This is a genomic window from Mesorhizobium sp. M7D.F.Ca.US.005.01.1.1 (genome assembly GCF_003952545.1).
Lineage (GTDB): Bacteria > Pseudomonadota > Alphaproteobacteria > Rhizobiales > Rhizobiaceae > Mesorhizobium > Mesorhizobium loti.
In genome coordinates, this window is sequence record NZ_CP034453.1 from 3,038,173 (window position 1) to 3,057,002 (window position 18,830).

Annotated in this window: 17 protein-coding genes; 3 read left to right on the forward strand and 14 right to left on the reverse strand. The window is 62.5% G+C overall.

The genetic code is table 11. From position 1 onward, the window contains the following. Window positions 1-162 precede the first annotated feature (162 nt). The gene (locus EJ076_RS14440; RefSeq protein ID WP_109663284.1) at window positions 163-753 is read left to right on the forward strand and encodes a TetR/AcrR family transcriptional regulator; all 591 of its coding nucleotides are present in this window, start codon (window positions 163-165) and stop codon (window positions 751-753) included. Between the two features lie 331 nt (window positions 754-1,084). Here the strand turns inward: EJ076_RS14440 and EJ076_RS14445 are convergent, their stop codons facing one another. The 14 genes from EJ076_RS14445 to EJ076_RS14510 all read right to left on the reverse strand — a co-directional run bounded on the left by EJ076_RS14445 (window position 1,085) and on the right by EJ076_RS14510 (window position 16,231). Continuing rightward, entirely contained in the window at window positions 1,085-2,107 is a 1,023-nt protein-coding gene (locus EJ076_RS14445; protein ID WP_126068331.1) for a LacI family DNA-binding transcriptional regulator, read from the reverse strand. A gap of 723 nt (window positions 2,108-2,830) precedes the next feature. Next, window positions 2,831-3,622: an ATP-binding cassette domain-containing protein gene (locus EJ076_RS14450; protein ID WP_126068332.1), complete on the reverse strand. Its 792-nt coding sequence runs from the start codon at window positions 3,620-3,622 to the stop codon at window positions 2,831-2,833. Between the two features lie 3 nt (window positions 3,623-3,625). Next, complete coding sequence (locus tag EJ076_RS14455) at window positions 3,626-4,612, reverse strand: ABC transporter permease (protein WP_109662047.1); 987 nt, start codon at window positions 4,610-4,612, stop codon at window positions 3,626-3,628. 119 nt (window positions 4,613-4,731) lie between these two features. Then, entirely contained in the window at window positions 4,732-5,667 is a 936-nt protein-coding gene (locus tag EJ076_RS14460; protein WP_126068333.1) for a substrate-binding domain-containing protein, read from the reverse strand. A 236-nt stretch (window positions 5,668-5,903) separates the two neighbouring features. Next, window positions 5,904-6,938 carry an ABC transporter permease gene (locus EJ076_RS14465; RefSeq protein WP_164548639.1) on the reverse strand — a complete coding sequence of 345 codons (1,035 nt, stop codon included), beginning with the start codon at window positions 6,936-6,938 and terminating at the stop codon, window positions 5,904-5,906. Then, window positions 6,935-8,473: a sugar ABC transporter ATP-binding protein gene (locus EJ076_RS14470; protein ID WP_126068335.1), complete on the reverse strand. Its 1,539-nt coding sequence runs from the start codon at window positions 8,471-8,473 to the stop codon at window positions 6,935-6,937. The genes EJ076_RS14465 and EJ076_RS14470 overlap by 4 nt, the downstream gene beginning before the upstream one ends. Window positions 8,474-8,578: 105 nt before the next feature. Beyond that, entirely contained in the window at window positions 8,579-9,739 is a 1,161-nt protein-coding gene (locus EJ076_RS14475; RefSeq protein ID WP_126068336.1) for a fumarylacetoacetate hydrolase family protein, read from the reverse strand. A gap of 119 nt (window positions 9,740-9,858) precedes the next feature. Next, complete coding sequence (locus EJ076_RS14480) at window positions 9,859-10,728, reverse strand: aldose 1-epimerase (RefSeq protein WP_126068337.1); 870 nt, start codon at window positions 10,726-10,728, stop codon at window positions 9,859-9,861. A gap of 16 nt (window positions 10,729-10,744) precedes the next feature. Further along, the gene (locus tag EJ076_RS14485) at window positions 10,745-11,500 is read right to left on the reverse strand and encodes an SDR family oxidoreductase (protein ID WP_126068338.1); all 756 of its coding nucleotides are present in this window, start codon (window positions 11,498-11,500) and stop codon (window positions 10,745-10,747) included. Between the two features lie 16 nt (window positions 11,501-11,516). Next, the gene (locus tag EJ076_RS14490; protein ID WP_109662060.1) at window positions 11,517-12,248 is read right to left on the reverse strand and encodes an ATP-binding cassette domain-containing protein; all 732 of its coding nucleotides are present in this window, start codon (window positions 12,246-12,248) and stop codon (window positions 11,517-11,519) included. Window positions 12,249-12,251: 3 nt separating this feature from the next. Further along, window positions 12,252-13,229 carry an ABC transporter permease gene (locus tag EJ076_RS14495; protein ID WP_126068339.1) on the reverse strand — a complete coding sequence of 326 codons (978 nt, stop codon included), beginning with the start codon at window positions 13,227-13,229 and terminating at the stop codon, window positions 12,252-12,254. A gap of 77 nt (window positions 13,230-13,306) precedes the next feature. Continuing rightward, window positions 13,307-14,284 carry a sugar ABC transporter substrate-binding protein gene (locus tag EJ076_RS14500; RefSeq protein ID WP_109662062.1) on the reverse strand — a complete coding sequence of 326 codons (978 nt, stop codon included), beginning with the start codon at window positions 14,282-14,284 and terminating at the stop codon, window positions 13,307-13,309. Window positions 14,285-14,309: 25 nt separating this feature from the next. Next, window positions 14,310-15,512 carry a mandelate racemase/muconate lactonizing enzyme family protein gene (locus EJ076_RS14505; protein ID WP_109662065.1) on the reverse strand — a complete coding sequence of 401 codons (1,203 nt, stop codon included), beginning with the start codon at window positions 15,510-15,512 and terminating at the stop codon, window positions 14,310-14,312. Continuing rightward, window positions 15,509-16,231 carry a FadR/GntR family transcriptional regulator gene (locus EJ076_RS14510; RefSeq protein WP_109662067.1) on the reverse strand — a complete coding sequence of 241 codons (723 nt, stop codon included), beginning with the start codon at window positions 16,229-16,231 and terminating at the stop codon, window positions 15,509-15,511. The genes EJ076_RS14505 and EJ076_RS14510 overlap by 4 nt, the downstream gene beginning before the upstream one ends. Before the next feature lie 100 nt (window positions 16,232-16,331). Here EJ076_RS14510 and EJ076_RS14515 point away from each other — a divergent pair, with 100 nt between their 5' ends. After that, window positions 16,332-17,237 (forward strand): SMP-30/gluconolactonase/LRE family protein, encoded by a 906-nt coding sequence (locus EJ076_RS14515; RefSeq protein ID WP_126068340.1) that lies wholly within the window; start codon window positions 16,332-16,334, stop codon window positions 17,235-17,237. 241 nt (window positions 17,238-17,478) lie between these two features. After that, the gene (locus tag EJ076_RS14520) at window positions 17,479-18,762 is read left to right on the forward strand and encodes an FAD-dependent oxidoreductase (protein ID WP_126068341.1); all 1,284 of its coding nucleotides are present in this window, start codon (window positions 17,479-17,481) and stop codon (window positions 18,760-18,762) included. The last annotated feature ends 68 nt before the right edge of the window (window positions 18,763-18,830 follow it).

Here is an 18,830-nt window from a genome sequence, read left to right on the forward strand (position 1 = left end):
GCAGTTTTTCGCCCATTCCGATCTGGCAGGACCAGTTCACGGCCTTGTTATTGACGGGAGGCGACATAGGTGTTACCAGTAAGTAACATTTGCATAGTTACAGACCGGTAACACCCTAGTCAAGAGGTGGCCGTGGTTTTTAGGAAACGAAAGGAGATCATGATGACAGACGGCGTCGTGGAGCGCTCACGTCCCCGGGATCGAATTCTGGAGACGGCGCGTGACATGTTCCACAAGCACGGCATCAAGGGCGTCGGCGTCGACGCCATCACCGAGGCTGCCGGCACGAACAAGATGACGCTCTATCGTCACTTCGAATCCAAGGACGAGCTGATCGTTGAATGCCTGCGCGCCAATGCGGCCAAGGCTGGCGCCATGTGGGATGCATTCGAGGCCGAATTTCCTGGTGACAAGCTTGCGCAGCTGCACGCCTGGGTTCGCAAGGCGGCTGCCATGCTCAATGCTGACGGCCGTGGCTGTGACATGGCCAATGCCGCCGCTGAGCTGACCGAGCCCGACCATCCGGCCAGGCTGGTGATCAGGGAGCTCAAGGAAGTCCAGCGCCAGCGCCTTGTGACGCTATGTCGAGATGCCGGCATTGGTCAGGCCGAACTGCTCGCCGATACGCTGTCGCTGCTGTTCGAGGGCGCGCGTGTCAGTGTGCAGACCGTGGGTGCCGAAGGTCCGAGCACGCAGTTCGTGCGCATGGCCGAAGGGTTGATCGTTTCCTTCCGGGGTACCGCCGCCGGTTGAAATCCGCCGCGACTGTTGGCGATTTGCCGATCTGCGACCGAGGGATGCCTAACGCCCTTTGGCGCGGGCGGCACAGGAATTTCCGACGGCTGAACGAAAAAAGCCCGCTGCCGGGAGGAGGTGGCAGCGGGCTCGATTTCGAATGTGGCGCGGGAGGAGGTGCACCCCATTCAGCGTCGGCATCGCATCTGGGAGGAGTAGATGGCCGACAACCAGAAACTACGAATTGCCCAATGATTCGGCAACAATGAATTGTGCATAGCTGCTGTGCAGATTTGCCGTATCAATTATCCTACAAATCCGGAAACAGACTTTGCCAGGCCACTCCGCCTTACTGCACCGGAACGTTTTCTCTGAAGATCAAGCGCGGCTCGATGAACTTCCGCGTCAGATAGGGCGCCGAGGATGCGATCGAGCCAAGCAGGCGAATGACCGATTGCTCGGCGATCAGCCTGGCATTCTGGTCGATGACGACATCGAGCAGGTCGTCGACGAGATGGCCCCGCGTGTCCTTGGTCAGGTCATGGCAGATGAACACCGGCTTGCGGTTCGGCCTGGCTTCCCGGATCGCCTTTGCAACGCCCGAGTGTCCGGCTCCGACGCAATAGATGCCGAGCAGCTCCGGCTCGTTGTGCAGCGCCTTCATGGTCTCGGTGTAGCTGACATCAGGCTCGTCGTTGATCTCGACGGCGCTGCTGACCGTCAGATTAGGGAACTCTTCATTGAGCACCGAGCGGAAACCCATTTCGCGTTCCTCGTGGCCGCGATAGGAGCGCGAGCCGACGACCATTGCCAGATGGCCGGTGCGACCGCCAAGGAAGCGTCCCATCAGCAGCGCCGCCGTTCGTCCCGCCACCCGGTTGTCGATGCCGACATAGGCCGAGCGCGGTGCCGCCGGAACGTCGGACACCAGCGTCACCAAGCGCATGCCGGCGTCGACGATGTCGCGCAGGATGTTGCGCGTGCGCGGATGGTCGACGGCGATGACACCGACGCCATTGGCCCTGAGCGACAGGTTTTCGACGGCTGTCTGCAGCGCGCTCGGCGAGATGCCGGCAAGGTTGTGGATCCGGCACGAGGCGACAAGTGGCAGACGCGCGGCATAATCCTCGATATGCCCGGCGAGATCGCGCATGAAGGCGTTGCTGCCGATCGGCAGCAGGAATTCGAGATGGGCGGGCCGCGAGGGCAGCGTCACCTGATCGGCGACCGGCAGATAGCCGAGCTGCTTGGCCGCCTCCAAGACGCGCTGCCGGTTGGCGGCACTCGCACCTGGCCGGTTGTTGAGCACTCTGTCGACCGTTGCGGTCGACAGCCCGCAGCTGCGAGCGATATCCGAGACGGTGGCTTTCATGCCGCAACCCACAGCCCGCAATTTCGGGCAATATCTGAGACGGTAGCTTTCATGGCGCAACCCACGGCCCGCAATTGCGGGCAATATCCGAGACGGTGGCTTTCATGGCGCAACCCACGGCCCGCAATTGCGGGCAATATCCGAGACGGTGGCTTTCATGGCGCAACCCACGGCCCGCAATTGCGGGCAATATCCGAGACGGTGGCTTTCATGGCGCAACCCACGGCCCGCAATTGCGGGCAATATCCGAGACGGTGGCTTTCATGGCGCAACCCACGGCCCGCAATTGCGGGCAATATCCGAGACGGTGGCTTTCATGGCGCAACCCACGGCCCGCAATTGCGGGCAATATCCGAGACGGTGGCTTTCATGGCGCAACCCACGGCCCGCAATTGCGGGCAATATCCGAGACGGTGGCTTTCATGGCGCAACCCACGGCCCGCAATTGCGGGCAATATCCGAGACGGTGGCTTTCATGGCGCAACCCACGGCCCGCAATTGCGGGCAATATCCGAGACGGTGGCTTTCATGGCGCAACCCACGGCCCGCAATTGCGGGCAATATCCGAGACGGTGGCTTTCATGGCGCAACCCACGGCCCGCAATTGCGGGCAATATCCGAGACGGTGGCTTTCATGGCGCAACCCTATGCGCCGATGCGATGCTGCGCCAGACGAGCGATGCGTTTTGAGGTGACGGATGATTGCCACCCATCACCCGATAGTCAGTGCGATGGCTTGCCATCGGCGATGGCATCGCGGATTTCCTTGTCCGACATGCCGGTGATGATCCGTTCGACCTCCGCCACGCTGGTTTTCTTCGGGTCGATGTCGTCGGCGACCACCTTGCCCCGGCGCATGACGACGATGCGGTCGACCACCTGGAATACATGGTGGATGTTATGGGCGATGAAAATGCAGGAGTGGCCGGAATCGCGGGCGCTGCGCACGAAACTCAGCACGCCCTGCGTCTCGGCGACGCCGAGATTGTTGGTCGGCTCGTCCAAGATGATCAGGTCGCTGTCGAAATGCATGGCGCGCGCGATCGCCACTGCCTGGCGCTCGCCGCCTGACAGCGAGCCGATCGGCGTCGTCGGCGGGATATTCTTCGAGATGCCGACCTGCTTGAGCAGGTCGCGGGCGACATTGTTCATGGCGTCCTGGTCCATCCGGTTGAGGAAGCGCGGTGGCTTGATCGGTTCGCGCCCGAGGAACAGATTGCGGGCGATCGACAGTTGCGTGACCAGTGCCGAGTCCTGGTAGATCGTCTCGATGCCGTGGGCGATGGCGTCGCTGGTGCTGCGCAAGGTCACCTTCTTGCCGCGGATGAAGATGTCGCCGCTGGTCAGCGGCACGGCGCCCGAAAGCACCTTGATCAGCGTCGACTTGCCGGCGCCATTGTCGCCGAGCAGGCCGACGATCTCCTGTTCATTGACGTGGAAATTGGCATCCTCCAGCGCCTGCACGCGGCCATAGGACTTGCGGATGTTCTGCATGCGGATCAGCGGCTCGGCCATGGTTCAAGTCCCCGCCTGATGCCGGCGTTCCAGCCATGAATGCAGCGCCATCATGCCAAGGATGATCGCGCCGATGAAGATGTTGTAGGCAAGGCCGGGCACGCCGATCAGCACGATGCCGTTGCGCATGACGCGCAGGATCAGGATGCCGAGCACGGTGCCGATGATCGTGCCGCGCCCGCCGGTAAGTGCTGTACCGCCGATCACCACCATGGCGATGACTTCGAGCTCATAGCCGGTGCCGCTGTTGGGGTTGGCTGCCGACGTGCGCAGCGAGGAGATGACGCCGGCGAGCGAGGCCATGACCGACGACAGCACGAACAGACCGATCTTGACGCCGCTGACATTGACGCCGCGCGCGCGCGCAGCACTGGGGTTGCCTCCGGCCGCCTGGATCCAGTTGCCGGTGCGGCTTTGCGTCAGCACATAGCCGAGCGCGATCGCCGCGGCGATGAACCAGAACAGCGACATGTAGATGCGGAACGGCCCGATGAAGAAGTCGCCGACCAGTATGTTGGCGAGCCAGCTGCCCTCGGCGCTCCAGGTGCGCTGCGGAAAACCGTCGGTGACGAAGAGGGCAGTGCCGCGCACCACCAGCAGCATGCCGAGCGTCACCAGGAAGGACGGGATCTTGAGCTGCGTCACGAACCAGCCATTGACCAGCCCGATGAGGGCGGCAACCAGCAGCGCGGCGACAAAGCCAACCTCAAGCGAAGTGAGGCCGCTGTTGAACAGCGTCCACATCAGCACCGGCGAGAAGCCGAACAGCGAGCCGACGGAAAGGTCGAATTCGCCTGACGTCATCAAAAGCGTCATCGCCAGCGCGATCAGGCCGAGCTCGACGGTGAAGGCCAGCGTGTTGGAGATGTTCTGCGGCGACAGGAAGTCGTGATTGAAGCTCCAGAAGACGGCGATCTCGACGACGAGCAGTACGAAGGGGCCGAACTCGGGCCGCGCGATCAGGCGTTGGATGAGGGAATGGTTTTCCACTGATAACCCGCGACATGATGGGGATTGGCTGACACCTGCACATAGGCGTGCGAAAGGCTCGGCGAATGGAGAAGCCAGTCGCGACCGCCAGGGCGATCGCGACTGCTTGGGTTTGGATCTTACTTGCCGGACAGGATCTTGTCGTAGACCGCGGCCGTGTCCTTTTCGTAGAGCGCGCCGGTGATCACGTTGAAGCCCGGAGGAATGCCGCTGGCCGCCATGTTGGCCAGCGAAAGCGCGACATAGCTGGTCGCCTGCGGGTCCTGCCACTGGCCGGCATTGACATAGCCGTTCAGCACTTCCTGGGTGGTGTCGAGCGAGTTGCCCCAACCGACGACCGGAATTTCGCCCGGCTTGACGCCGACCTGGTCGAACACCCGCTTGATCGAGCCGGTGACGAGGTCGCCGAGACCGATGATCGCCTTGACCTTGGCCTTGTTGGCGGTGAGGTAGTCGACCATGCGGTTGATCACTTCGGCCTGGTCGAGCGTCGCTTCGGTGATTTCATAGGTGATGCCGAGCGGACCGAAGACGCTCTTGATGCCTTCCTCTTCCTGGACGCCATAGGTGGCGCCGGGGATCTCGACCGGCATCCAGACGAAGTCGCCCTTCTTCACCAGGCCCTTGTCGACCAGATACTGCGCCCAGTGCTTGCCGAAGGTGATGTTGTCGCCGCCGACATAGGCGTTGAAATTGGCTTTCGGGTCAGGCGTGTTGAAGTTGATGATCGGAATGTTGGCCGCACGCGCTTCCTTGACGATCTCGACAAGGCTGCCCGGGTCGGGGCTCGTGGTGACGATGCCATCGGCCTTGGCGGAGAGGGCGGCGCGAACCGCCTCCTGTTGCGAGGCCACATCGCCATTGTGGAACGAGGTGTTGACGGTGTTGCCGGTGTCCTTGGCCCATTGCTTGGCGCCGGCCAGGAAGTAGGTCCAGACCGGGTCGGCCGGGCCGCCATGCGAAATCCAGTAGAACGTCTTGGCCTGTGCCGCTGCTGGTATCACCATCAGCGCCACCAACAGGCCGTATAGAACGAGTCTTAGCCGTGTCAGCATTTGATTTCCTCCCGTTTGTAGATGGTCAGTTCCGAATCCGTCCCTTGTGTTCCGGCGACCGCCGGATTGCGTCTTTTGCCAGCGCCGGTTGAATGCGTCAGAGCATTCCCTTTTTCTGCGGATGGCAAGCCTCCATCTGCAGATGTAGTTGTCGTCTGACGAGGCGCCATCAATGCTCCCATCAGATTGCATCAGTTCAGGTGATTTTCCGACTGTCGGATAATTGGTGTCGAGGCTCAGCCGAGCAGATTGTCTTCACCGTGTCCGGCGCGCCGGTTGCGCCAGAGATTGACCAGCCTGTCGATCGCGAGGGCAAGCACAATCAGGGCACCGGTGGCGAAGGCGGCCCAGATGGCATCCACGCCAAGCAAGGTCATGGCGCTCAGTATTGCCTGCAGGACCAGCATGCCGATCACGGCACCGATGACGCTGCCGTTGCCGCCCGAAAGCGATGTGCCGCCAATGATTGCCGCCGTGATCGCCAGCAGTGCGAAAGTGCCGCCGTCGCCGGGGGCAATGGCGCCCTGGGCGCCGAGATGGATCACGCCGGCAAGCCCAGCCATCGCACCCATCAGCACCAGCGTCAGCACCCTGACCTTGTCTGTTGGAATGCCGGCATAGGCGGCAGCCCGCGGATTGCTGCCCACGGCCTGGACCCGGTAGCCGAAGCGGGTGCGGTGAAGCACGACATGCATTGCCATCGCCAGCACGACAAAGACGATGCCTGTCACCGGCACAATGACAAACGCCTTGCCCGACAGCGTGGCCAAGACACTCCCATCCGCGCCCGGCGGCGCGATTGTCTGTCCCTTGCCGATGACCAGTGACAGGCCCTGGATCATCCACCACGTGCCGAGCGTCACCAGCAGAGCTGGCAGGCGCAGCGCGATCACCAGAAGGCCGTTGATCAGGCCGAGCCCGGCGCCGGCCGCGATACCCGCCAGGGCGGCGAGCCAGGGGTTCATTCCGGCAACCACGAGCAGGGCTGTGAAGGTTGCCGTGAGATGGAACACCGCACCGGCCGAGAGGTCGATCTCGCGCATGGTGAGCACGAACACCATGCCGATCGCCAGCAGGCCGGGCAGGGCGGCTTGCTCCAGCAGTGACGACAGATTGGCCGCATCGACGGAGGAAGGCTGGAGCCAGCCGAGCAGCCCGAGCATGGCGGCGAGCCCGACGGCGGCACCGGTCTCAGCCGGTAGCCGAATGCGGCGCCCCGGCCTACGGTTCGCCGATCCGGCCAAAGGCGGTGCGGTATCGGTTCTGGTCATGCAACGCTCTCCAGCTTGATCTGTCGGCCTTCGCCCTCTGCCTCGCCCGCCGCGATCAGCTGCAGCAGCCGCCCGCCATCCATGTCGGCGCCGGCGATCTCGCCCGCGAGCCGGCCCTGGTGGAAGGCAAGGATGCGATCGCTCAAGCCGGTCAATTCGGACAACTCCCTCGAATGCAGCAGCACGATGCAGCCGCTGGCCGCCATCTGCCGGATCAACGCGTAGATTTCCTGTTTGCTGCCGATATCGATGCCGCGCGCCGGCTCGTCGAGCAGCACCACTTGCGGGCCGATTTCCAGCCATTTGGCGATGATCACCTTCTGCTGGCCGCCGGCCGACAGCGAGCCCACCGGCTCCTCCGGAGCGGACCTGATGCGCAGCGCCTCGATCTGCCGCGCGGCACGGCCGAGCGCCATCACGGGTGAATACCAGCGTGACCCCCAGTCGCGTGCACCGACGACGACGTTCGCCAGGTTGAAGGCGATGGACTTGTCTTGCATCAGCCCGTTGCCGCGCTCGCCTGAAATCATGCAGATGTTGCGCCGCGCCGCTTCCGTGCGGGTCTTCGGCAAGCCGTCCCCGTCCGGGAAGCGCACTCTGCCCGCGCGCGCCTTGTGCTGTCCGAACAACAGGGCAAGCAGGTCCGACACGCCGGAGCCGGCAAGCCCGGCAAGGCCGACGATCTCGCCCGCGCGCGCCGTGAAGCTGATATCCGACAACCTGCCGCCGCCAAGCCCCGAAACCGCGAGCTGCGGCCGCAGCGTGCCGGCAAGCGTCGGCATGGCCTTGAGCGGCAGCGGAAACAACGACTGGCGCAACTGGCCGATCATCGCTTCCTCCGATGTCGTCAGCTCCTGCCGCGCCTTTGATAGCACGTCGCGGCCGCTACGGATGACCGTCAGTTGGTCGGCAATGGCCAGCGCATCCTCCAGCCGGTTCGAGGCGTAGAGCATGCTCATGCCCTTGGCCTTCAGCCCTCGCAGCACCGCGAACAGCCGATCTGTCCCGCGCCGGTCGAGCGCCGAATGAGGATCGTCGAGGATGAGCAGTCTCGGGTTTTCCAGAAGCGCGCGGGCGATCGCGATCAGTTGCCGCTCACCTGGCCCGAGATCGCCGAGCGGGGCGCGAACATCGACGGCGAGGCCAAGCTGGCGAAGCAGGTCACGGCTGCGCGCCTCCATTTCGCGCCGCGAGATCAGTCCATTGTGCAGCGGTTCGCGATTGACGAACAGATTGGCGAGCACCGGGCGCTCCGGAAACAGCCCGGGCTGCTGCAGGACGACGCCGATGCCGAGCTTTCGCGCCGCATTGGGGCTGCTGATCGTCGCCTTCTTGCCGTCAAACTCGATGGTGCCGCTATCCGGCCGGACGATGCCTGCCAGCACCTTGATCAGCGTCGATTTGCCGGCGCCGCTTTCGCCGACCACCGCGTGGATCGAGCCGCGCTCGACCGCAAGGTTCATGTCTTCGAGCACGACCGTGCCGCCAAAGCGCCTGGCAACGTTGTGCACCAACAGTATCGGCGAATCGGACATACGGACGGCCCCCCGACCGCGCCGCGATCTTGGAGCGGATTGCGTCCTTAGTCATCCGGATTCCGCATAAAATTGTGTTGATGGCGATCCGGGGCGAAAGCCGGCTTAGATCAGATCGGCCTTCGCCAGCTCCCGCATCAGATGGCTGGCGCCGTAGGTCCAGTGCGGGCAGTCGGGCGACAGCCGCACCCGGTTGACCAGCGCACCGAATTTTTCCGACGAGATGGTGACGATGTCGCCGACCCTGTGGGTGAAGCCCTTGCCTTTCTCGCCGCGATCCTTGGAAGGCACGAACATGGTGCCGAGATAGAGCGCCAGCCCGTCCGGATACTGGTGGTGCGAGCCCATGGCGGCGGCAACCAGTTCTTCCGGCGAGCGGCTGATCTCGGCCATCGAGCTTGCGCCCTCCAGCGAAAACCCGTCCTCGCCCTCGACCTTCAGGCGTACGACGGCCCGCTTCACGTCATCGATCGAGAACGTGTCGTCGAACAGCCGGATGAAGGGACCGAGAGCGGCCGAGGCATTGTTGTCCTTGGCCTTGCCGAGCAGCAGCGCCGAACGCCCTTCGACGTCGCGCAGATTGACGTCATTGCCGATTGTGGCGCCGACGATCCTGCCGCTCGAGGCGGCGATCATGGCGATCTCGGGCTCCGGATTGTTCCAGGTCGACACCGGGTGCAGGCCGACATCGGCGCCGAAGCCGACCGAGGCCATCGGCTGGCACTTGGTGAAGATCTCGGCATCGGGGCCGATGCCCACTTCCAGATATTGCGACCAGGCGCCGCGCGCGATGAGCTTGGCCTTGATCTCCATCGCTTCGGGCGAACCGGGCTTCAGCTTCGACAGATCGTGGCCGATCAGTCCGGCAATGTCGGCGCGGATGGCGTCGGCTTTTTCAGCCGAACCGCGCGCCTGTTCCTCGATCACCCGTTCCAGCAGGCTGACGACGAAGGTGACGCCCGAGGCCTTGACCGCCTGCAGGTCGACCGGGGAGAGCAGATACGGTTTTGCCGGATCGCGCTTGGCCTCAAAACTGTTGGCGGCGATGTCATCGAGCGATCCGATCGGTCTGCCCTTGGCCGATAGCACATGGCCGGCAGGATCCGGCATCTCGCAGATGTCACGCACAGTCGGTGCCGCACGCGACGTGATGTCGAAAACCGTGCCTTCGCGGACCGTGACCACCAGGGGATGGGGCGCGGCCGGTGATCGAGCGCGGCCGAGAAAGACACCATCGTCATCAGGCAGAAAGATCATGTTCGTCACTACTCTCTCGTCACAGGGCAGGATGTTTCAACATTGTGGAGTGCCATGGTCTCTTCTTCAAGTCGGACAGGCCATGTCCCTGCGCCGAAGAACGCCGCCTAGCAACTCTCGATTCGGCGCTACAGTCCATCCCAGCGTAGACGCAAATGCGCGCTTGTCGATCTGCCCTGTTCCAGCGCGGTCAGGCCGCTGCCGTGATGGGCGTCCACGACATGTGAAACCGGTTCGAAACAGAAGAAATCGGCATCTCGTGCCGGCGAATAAAGGACGAAGACGTTCAGCGTCGACGATGCCTCGACCGTGACAATGATGGCGTCATCCGGCTGGGCGATCGACGCACGGCCGTCCCAGCCTTCGAACGCATTGTTGACCCAGGTGTCGGGAAGGGGCACAGCTTGCGAGAAATCCCAGTCCGGGCGGGATGCGAGCGGCACAACCGCCGTCGGCAGATGGCGTTCGTCCTCCAGCCAGACCCTTGTCGCCGATGCCTGGAGCGAGGTGTGCGGGCTGCGCGGAAACCAGGGATGGAAGCCGAGCCCGTAGGGCAAGCACATGGCGGCGCGGTTCTCGACGGTCAGGGCCGCGGCCAGCGCGCCATCCTCCAGCGCGTAGCGGACACTTGCATGGTAGCGATAGGGCCCGATTGCACCGTTTTCCAAAACCAGCTCCATTTCAGTGCCGGTTCGTCGTGTCAGCCGCCACGGCCTTTGAAAACCGTCGCCATGGAGCGGGAACGGCTCGCCTTCGACATTGGGTTCGATCGCATGGTAGCGCCCTTCGAACTCGAAGCCCCCGCCGGAAATACGGTTCGACCATGGAATCAACAGTTGGGACCCGAACTTCAGCAGGCCCGTCGATGGCTTGATAACAGGCGTGGGCACCCGGCCGGGGCGCAGCGCGTCGTAGCGCAGGATGGCGGCGCCCTGGCGAGGGCTCACCACTAGGCTTGCGCGCCCGTCGGCAAGCTCGACCGCATCACTGTTTGTCATCGACGGAAAGCCACTTCTACCAGCCACCATCGACGCTGATGTTCTGGCCGCTGATCATGTCCGAGGCCGGGGAAACAAGGAACAGCACGAGATCGGCGACGTGCCGCGGCTCGATGCGATGCTTCAAGCTCTGGTTGGTCAGAATCCAGTCGTTGTATTCCTGGAGCCGTTCCCCGAAAACGCGCTCCTCCGCCTCGGAAACGACAGCGCCCGGCGACACTGCGTTCACGGTAATGCCGTGCGGTCCCAATTCCCGCGCCAGCGACTTCGTGAGACCCAGCATGGCGCCCTTCGAGGCTACATAAGGCACGTAACCTTCCCAGCGGCCGTTCAGCGTCACCGAACAGAAATTGACGATCCTCCCGTGGCCCTTCTTCTTCATGCCAGGAGCGCAGGCGCGCGCCAGCGCGAAGGCAGCCGAGGAATTCACGCGGATCTGGTCCTCATATTCGGTAAGTGAAAAGTCCTCGAAGGGACGGTTGATGATAAGCGCCGCGTTGTTGATCAAAATGTCGATCGCGCCTTCTTCGTCGGCGAGCGCCCTGACCACCGCTTCGGCTTCGGCCAACTGGTTCAAGTCGCAGCCGATATAGACGATCGCACCCTTGCTTGCCGACGCCAATTCAGCTGCGATCCCAGGGCCTTCGACGGTCTCAGGACGGTCAAGCAAAAGCACGCGAGCGCCGGCGCGAGCGAGTGCGGCAGCCTGGGCACGGCCGAGCGAACCCAGACCGCCCGTCAGCAGCGCAACTTTGCCGGAAAGGTTCGTCATCGCCATTCCCCGCTTCTCAAAGCACGTTGTGGACTTCGTCGATGGAGGTTTCCTCGATGCGCTTGTCGAGCACGACCTCGCCGCGCGCCATCGCGACCACACGATCACAGCAGTCAAAAACGTGATGCATGTTGTGGCTGATGAAGACGCCGGTGACACCCTGCTCCTTCAAGCCGCGAACAAAGCCGATCACCTTCTGCGTTTCCTTGACCGACAGATGGTTGGTCGGCTCGTCGAGGATCATCACCTTCGACTTGAAATGCATGGCGCGCGCGATGGCGACGCCCTGCCGCTGGCCCCCCGATAGTTCACCGACCAGCGCATCGGGCGAGCGCAGATGCAGATCGACATTGGCGATCGCCTTGATGCTTTCGCTGCCCATCTTCTTCTGGTCGAGGATGCCCACGCCGAACACGGAAAACCGCGTCGGTTCCCGCCCGATAAACAGGTTCCTGGCAATCGACATGGTGGGAACCATGGAATTGTATTGGTAGATGGTCTCGATACCGAGGTTCATCGCATCGCGCGGCCTGGCGATCCGCACCAGCTTGCCGTCGACCAGGATTTCGCCCTCATCGGCTGTTTGGACGCCGGATAGAATGTTGATGAGCGTAGACTTGCCGGCGCCATTGTCGCCAATCAGACCGAGCGCCTCGCCCCGCTTGAAGTCGAGGCTCACGCCTTTCAGCGCATGGACGCCCGAGTACCATTTGTGAAGATTGCGGACGGAGATGATCGCGTCGTCCATATCTCAATTCTCCATCTTGATCGCCTTGGCACGCTTGCGCATCCAGGCATTGGCGACGACGGCGAAGATGGTCAGGAAGCCGATCGCGAATTTGAACCAGTTCGCGTCGACTTGCGAGAGCACAAGCCCATTGTCGATAATGCGGATCAGGATCGTGCCGATGATGCCGCCTGCGACCGTACCGATGCCGCCTGCCAGCGAAGCGCCGCCGATGACCGCCGAGGCGACTGCTTGGAGTTCCAGACCCTCGCCGATGGAAGGCAGAGGAGAGCCGAGTCTCAGCACCTGCAACATGCCGGCGAAACCGGACAGCATCGAGCAAAGCATGAAGCATGCGAGTTTCACCCTTGCGGTCGGAATGCCCATCGAGGCGGCAGCGGGATGGAAGCCACCGGTGGCCTTTATCCAGTTGCCGAAATTGGTTCGGGAAAGCATCAGCGACGTCAGCACGGCAATTCCCACAAACCACAGGAACGACATGCGGAACATGTGGCCGGGACCGACAAACGAGGTGAACAGCCAGTTCGGCAGATCAGCGGGAAGCAGCGGTGGAAACCCGCCCGAAACGACGATCGTCAGCGACCGGGCGATGAACAGCATGCCAAGCGTGGTGATGAAGCTCGGGATCTCGAACCGGATCGTCACATAGCCGTTGATGAAGCCGATGACCGCGCAAACGCCAAGGCCGGCCAGCAACGCGAGCGGGAAAGGCACACCCTCGACCATGAGGACGGCCATGGACATCGGCATCAGCGCAAACACCGATCCAACCGACAGGTCGAACTCGCCGCTGATCATCAGGATCGTGACGCCGATGGCGACGAGGCCCGTTTCCGGCAGAATGCCGAGTATGCCACGAAGGTTGTCCTGGTTGAGGAACACGCCATCCGAGCGGATCTCGAAAATCACCACCAGAAGCACCAGGAGGATCAGTCCAGCCAGTTCCGGTTTTTCCAGATAGGTCTTGAAGAGGCGTTTCAAGGCAGGCTCCAGGAATTGAGGCGAGGGACCACCCGACGGCGCGGGCGCCGCCGGGTGAACACATGGCGCGTGTGGGCCTAGCGCAGACCTTGCGCGGAAAGCGCCATGATCGCATCAGCCTGGTCCGGGCGTACGATGCCCTGGCCCGTATCGATGTCGGAGGGTGCCAGACCTACCTTCTTGTTCAGGTAGGCTTCCATCACTGGCATGAAGCCTTGCATGTAGGGTTGCTGGTCCACCAGGGCCTGCACATAGCCCTTCTGCATCTGCTGCAGGACTTCCGGCACCAGATCGAAGCCGCCAAGGAGGACCTTACCGGGCGCGACACCGCGGTCCTGCAGGGACCGCGCAACGCCCGCGCACCAGAAGCCGGTGTCGAAATAGGCTGTGGTGTCGGGATGCGCGTTGAGATAGGCGCCGACACGATCGGACGTGACCGCAAGGTCCGTTCCGCTGTCGATCCGCTCCCATGAGACCTGGCGGTCGGGATGGGCGGCCTTGTACTCTTCCAGGAACTGCATCACGCCTGCGCCGCGACTTTCCGACCAGTTCTGGCCGGGTGCGGAAATGCCGACCAGAACCTTGATCGGCCCTTCTTTCGGGAAGCTCTCGGAAATCGCCTTGCCGAGCGAATAGCCCGCCGGCTTGAAACCTTGCCCTATGAAGGCCTGCCGGGCATTGCCCTTGGCGCCTTCCGTGTCATCGACATTGACCGCAATCACCAGGACGCCGGCGTCTCGCGCTTCCTTGATGACGTCGTCGAAAGCCTTGTTGTCGACGATCGAGGTCAGCAAGGCATCCGGCTTGGCGGCAAGTGCTGCGCGCATGTTGGCGAGCTGCTGCTCGACCGAACCCTCGGTCTGGGTGAAGATCATATTGCACTTGGCCTCGACCTTGCCGCAGGCATCGTCATAGCCCTTCTTCACCGCCTGCCAGAATGTGTTCGAGGCCGACGAATGGTGCGTAAAGACGATGTTGAGCCCGTCAGCGCTGGCGATGGAAGGCCCGGCGAACAGCGTCGTAGCGAGCAAAAGCGTTGCAGTCAGTCGTTTCATTACTATTCCTCCCGTTGAGTGTACTTCAGATGTCCGCCTTGTCGGAGACGCGGCGATGGACGGTGTAGGCCCGACCGAGGTCGGGATTGAGTTCCAGCCCGAGGCCCGGGCCGGGCGGCACGGTGATCATGCCGTCCTTGACTTCCGGCAGCGCGGTCACAAGGTCGCGATACCAGGTCCGGTAGAATGCCCTCACACTCTCCTGTACGAGTGCGTTGGGCGCGTTGAGAGACAAATGTGTGGACGCCGCCAGAACCACGGGCCCGGTGCAGTCGTGCGGGGCGACCGGCAGGTGCCAGGCCTCCGCCATCGCGGCGATCTTGCGTGCTTCCGAAAGTCCGCCGCACCAGGAAATGTCCAACATCACGATGCCTGCAGCGCCGGTCTCCAGCAGATCCCGGAATGCCCAGCGACTGCCCAAGGTTTCTGACGCCGAGATCGGCGCCGGGCTCGCTGCCTCATAGCGCTTGAGATCGCCGAGGCTGTCCATGCGGATCGGATCCTCGTGCCAGTATGTGCCATAAGGTGCGAGCGCCTTTGCGATCTTGATCGCGGGCAGGAGCTGCCACATCGAATGGAACTCGACCATGATGTCGATCCTGTCGCCGACGGCCCTGCGGATCTTCTCGAAAGGCTGCAACGCGGCTTTGAGGTCGGCGGCGCTGATATCCTGCCCCCTGCTTTTCTCGGCGGCATGGTCGAAGGGCCAGATCTTCATGGCCGTGATACCGTCTTCAAGGAGCTCCGCCGCCAATTCGTCGGCGCGGTGGAGAAACCCGTTCAGGTCGTCGTAGCCTTGCTTTGTGCCGAGACCATAGTTTGCGGTGGTCTGTCCCTTGCCGTCCTTGATGTATTCGGTGCCGGCGCAAGTGTTGTAGGTGCGGATGGACTGCCGTGAAAAGCCTCCAAGAAGCTGCGCTATTGGCTGGTTTGTCGCCTTGCCGAAAATGTCCCAGAGCGCGATGTCGAAGGCGGAATTGCCGCGAACCTCGACGCCACTTGAGCGGAAACCGAGATAGCCAACCAGATCCGCGGAAAGCAGATCGATCTGCAAGGGATCGCGGCCGATGACGCGTGGCGCAACATATTCGTGCAGGTATTCCGCGACCGTGCGCGCCATGAAGAATGTTTCGCCAAGGCCGGTGATGCCTTCGTCGGTGTGCACCTCGACCCAGAGCAGATTGGGTCGCTCTTCGATGCGAATGGTCTCGATCGCGCGGATTTTCATGCGATCCCCGCGTCGGTCAGCGCCTTGACGCTTTTGTCGAAATGCGCGGCCATGTGTTCGGCGGCAAGTTGCGGATTTCCCGCGATGATCGCCCGGGCAATATCTGCGTGCCCCTCGATCATCTTGATCTGATCTTCCACGGAGGCGCGTGTACGCCAGCCGATCACCCAGGTGCGTCGCGTGACCCCGCTGAAGGCGGTGATGATCAACGAGAACACCGGGTTGTGAGAGGCCCGCGCGATCGCCTCATGGAATGCGATGTCGTGCTCCATGACGATCTCGGGCGCATGATAGTTCTCGCGCATCAGTCGCGCGTATTCTTGTATTTCAGCCGCCTCGGCATCACTCCGCCGGAGTGCGGCGAGCGCCACCGTGCGCATTTCGATGGTGCGGCGAACATCATAAACCTGGTGGACGCTGATCTGTTCGGTGGTGACGCCGTGCTCGATCACCATCGACATGGCACCGATGTCGAGCTTGGCGACGCTGGCGCGCCGACCGGCGCTCATATCGATGAGGCGCATCGCCGACAGCGATCGAAACGCCTCCCGCACCACTGTCCGCGAGACGCTGAGCCTGCGGGTCATATCGGCTTCGCTGGGCAAGAGGTCGCCAGGGCCGAGGCCTTCAACGCGGATGTATTGGGTGATGGCCTGGATAGCGGCGCTGACCAGCCCGGGATTGGTCTCGTCCGGCATCATGCTACGATTGGCCACCATTTGCCCTCAACCTGTATGACATGTTTTCTTGAAATGCCTATATCTTTGTGAAATGCTGTCTGTCAAGTGAAGTCAACAAGCGCGACAAACGAGGCAATGCATGGATAGCGGAGAGATGCAGGCGATTTTCGTGTTCGATGCCCGGGATGTCGTCGGGGAGAGCCTGATCTGGGACGAAAACAGGAAAACACTGATCTGGGTGGATATTATCGGGCGGCGTATCCACCAGCTCGATCCGGACACTCTCGATCACCGGAACTGGCAAGCACCGGACCTCGCAACCTCGATCGGCCTGTGCCGGAACGGTGGCGCAATCGTCGGGCTACGAAAAGATGTGGCGCTGTGGGATTTCGGGGAAACCTTCAGGACCATCGCGACGATCGAACCGGATAGCCCGGACACACGGTTGAATGAGGGCGTGGTCGCCCCAGACGGCTCATTGTGGGTCGGAACCATGGAAAACAATATCGGCCCGGACGATCTTCCGCGCGATATCTCGCGAGATGCGGGGCGGATCTATCGCGTCGACACGACCGGCATTGTGGAGGCGCTCAGCGCCGATCGTTTCGGCATCACCAACACCATGATCTGGACGGCGGATGATACTTTCATCACGGCGGATACGACGAAGAACCAGATATTCCGCTATCGCTGGGATAGGGTGCAATCGCGAATAACCGACAGGCGACTTTTCTTCTCAGGTTTTCCGCGCGGTCTGCCAGATGGGTCGTGCATGGATGCGGAGGGCTATGTCTGGAATTGCCGCGTTGCGGGCGGCGGCTGCCTCGTCCGCATTTCTCCGGGTGGAGTTCTCGACAAGGTCGTGGACCTGCCCTGCAGCTGGCCTACGAGTTGCGCTTTTGGTGGCGAGAATTTCGATACTCTCTTCGTCACGTCGGCGCGATTTACCATGAGCAGGGGACACTTGCAGGCAAATCCGCAAGAGGGCGGATTGTTCGCGGTGCGGACAGGCGTTCGGGGCATGCCGACCAACCGGTTCGGATGAGATAGCTCTACCCAACTATCCCAAGACGGCAACTTGCCGGATCCTGCGGCGGCAATCTCCACAATTCCGGGCAAGGACTCGCGCGTCCATACGGCAGGAGGAGCGTTGTTTTATCCGACGCTACTCGCTGTGCCGGGAAACCCTCGGGCTCCGATCTGTGAGCCGCCGGATCAAAACCCACTTTCAAAACAGTGAAATCACATCTAGGATTTTCATTTTGCCAATGAATCCCAGGTGACCCTTGCCCGCACCATTCTCCGATCCGATCTGGCACAAGCCGCAGGCGACTTCCAAGTTTCAATCGCTTTTTCCCAGCGGCGAAAAGGCCGATGTCGTCATTGTCGGCGGCGGCATTATGGGCCTGTCGACGGCTTTGCATGCCGCCGGGCTTGGCATGTCGGTGCAGGTGCTGGAGGGTGGCGAGATCGGCCAGGGCGCATCAGGCCTCAATGGCGGCCAGGTCATTCCCGGCCTGAAATATGATCCGGAATGGCTGCTGGAGCATTTTGGTCCGGAGCGCGGCGAGGCGCTCGTCAATTTCGCGGCGTCGACGGCCGATGCGGTGTTCGAACTGATCCGCGACGAGAAGCTGGCGGTGCCGTTCGTTCGCAATGGCTGGATCCAGGCGGCGCACACCGAGGTTGCGCTGAAGGCGGCGGCGAACCGCGACCGGCAATGGCGGGCGCGCGGCGCCGATGTCCAGCTTCTGAGCGCGGCTGAGATCGCAGCCAGGACCGGTGCACAGGGTTATCTCGGCGGCTGGCTAGACCGTCGCGCCGGTGTCATCGATCCGCTCGCCTACACGTCGGAACTCGCCCGGATCGCGACCGTGGCTGGAGTGAGGATAGCCGAGCGCCAAAAAGTCGTGCGGCTCGCCAATGCCGCCGGCATTTGGCGTATTTCGACCGAAAACGGTGCTGAATTGCAGGCAAAGGCGGTCGTGCTGGCGACCAATGCCTATACGGATGGTCTGATCCCCGGTCTCGCCCAGACGATCGTGCCGCTGCATTCCTTTCAGATCGCCACGGAGCCGCTGTCGCCCAATCTGGCGGCCACGATCCTGCCGGAAGGGCAGGCGGTGTCGGATTCCCGTCGCATCCTCGTCTACTACCGCAAGAGCGCCGACGGCCGGCTGGTGCTTGGCGGACGGGGCCGCATGGCGCTGCCGACGAGCGCTGGCGACTGGGCGCATCTCGAGCGTGCACTGGTACGGCTCTATCCCATGCTGTCCGGCGTCCCCATCGAGAGGCGCTGGTTCGGCCGGGTGGCGATGACGCCGGACCACCTGCCGCACATCCATGAGCCCGAGCAGGGCCTGCTCGCCGTGGTCGGCTGCCAGGGCCGCGGTGTCGGCCTGATGACCGCGCTTGGCGAGCGCATCGCCGGCTATCTCCAAAGTGGCGACGCCAGGCAATTGCCCTTCCCGGTCTCGCCAATCCGGCCGATCCCGTTTCACACCTTCCGCCAGGTCGGCGTCGCCGCGACCATCGCCTGGTATCGCCTGCTCGATGCGCTGGAGCGCTGACCAGGGCGCTTCCCGTCAGTGGGAATCCGCTTGACAGTTTCATGAATATGAAAAACTCTAGGCTAATT

Excerpts from the sequence above, each read along its gene's own strand:
- EJ076_RS14440 (WP_109663284.1), top strand. The coding sequence starts at position 163 with ATGACAGACGGCGTCGTGGAGCGCTCACGTCCCCGGGATCGAATTCTG.
- EJ076_RS14445 (WP_126068331.1), bottom strand. The coding sequence starts at position 2,107 with ATGAAAGCCACCGTCTCGGATATCGCTCGCAGCTGCGGGCTGTCGACC.
- EJ076_RS14450 (WP_126068332.1), bottom strand. The coding sequence starts at position 3,622 with ATGGCCGAGCCGCTGATCCGCATGCAGAACATCCGCAAGTCCTATGGC.
- EJ076_RS14460 (WP_126068333.1), bottom strand. The coding sequence starts at position 5,667 with ATGCTGACACGGCTAAGACTCGTTCTATACGGCCTGTTGGTGGCGCTG.
- EJ076_RS14465 (WP_164548639.1), bottom strand. The coding sequence starts at position 6,938 with ATGACCAGAACCGATACCGCACCGCCTTTGGCCGGATCGGCGAACCGT.
- EJ076_RS14470 (WP_126068335.1), bottom strand. The coding sequence starts at position 8,473 with ATGTCCGATTCGCCGATACTGTTGGTGCACAACGTTGCCAGGCGCTTT.
- EJ076_RS14480 (WP_126068337.1), bottom strand. The coding sequence starts at position 10,728 with ATGACAAACAGTGATGCGGTCGAGCTTGCCGACGGGCGCGCAAGCCTA.
- EJ076_RS14485 (WP_126068338.1), bottom strand. The coding sequence starts at position 11,500 with ATGACGAACCTTTCCGGCAAAGTTGCGCTGCTGACGGGCGGTCTGGGT.
- EJ076_RS14490 (WP_109662060.1), bottom strand. The coding sequence starts at position 12,248 with ATGGACGACGCGATCATCTCCGTCCGCAATCTTCACAAATGGTACTCG.
- EJ076_RS14500 (WP_109662062.1), bottom strand. The coding sequence starts at position 14,284 with ATGAAACGACTGACTGCAACGCTTTTGCTCGCTACGACGCTGTTCGCC.
- EJ076_RS14505 (WP_109662065.1), bottom strand. The coding sequence starts at position 15,512 with ATGAAAATCCGCGCGATCGAGACCATTCGCATCGAAGAGCGACCCAAT.
- EJ076_RS14510 (WP_109662067.1), bottom strand. The coding sequence starts at position 16,231 with ATGGTGGCCAATCGTAGCATGATGCCGGACGAGACCAATCCCGGGCTG.
- EJ076_RS14515 (WP_126068340.1), top strand. The coding sequence starts at position 16,332 with ATGGATAGCGGAGAGATGCAGGCGATTTTCGTGTTCGATGCCCGGGAT.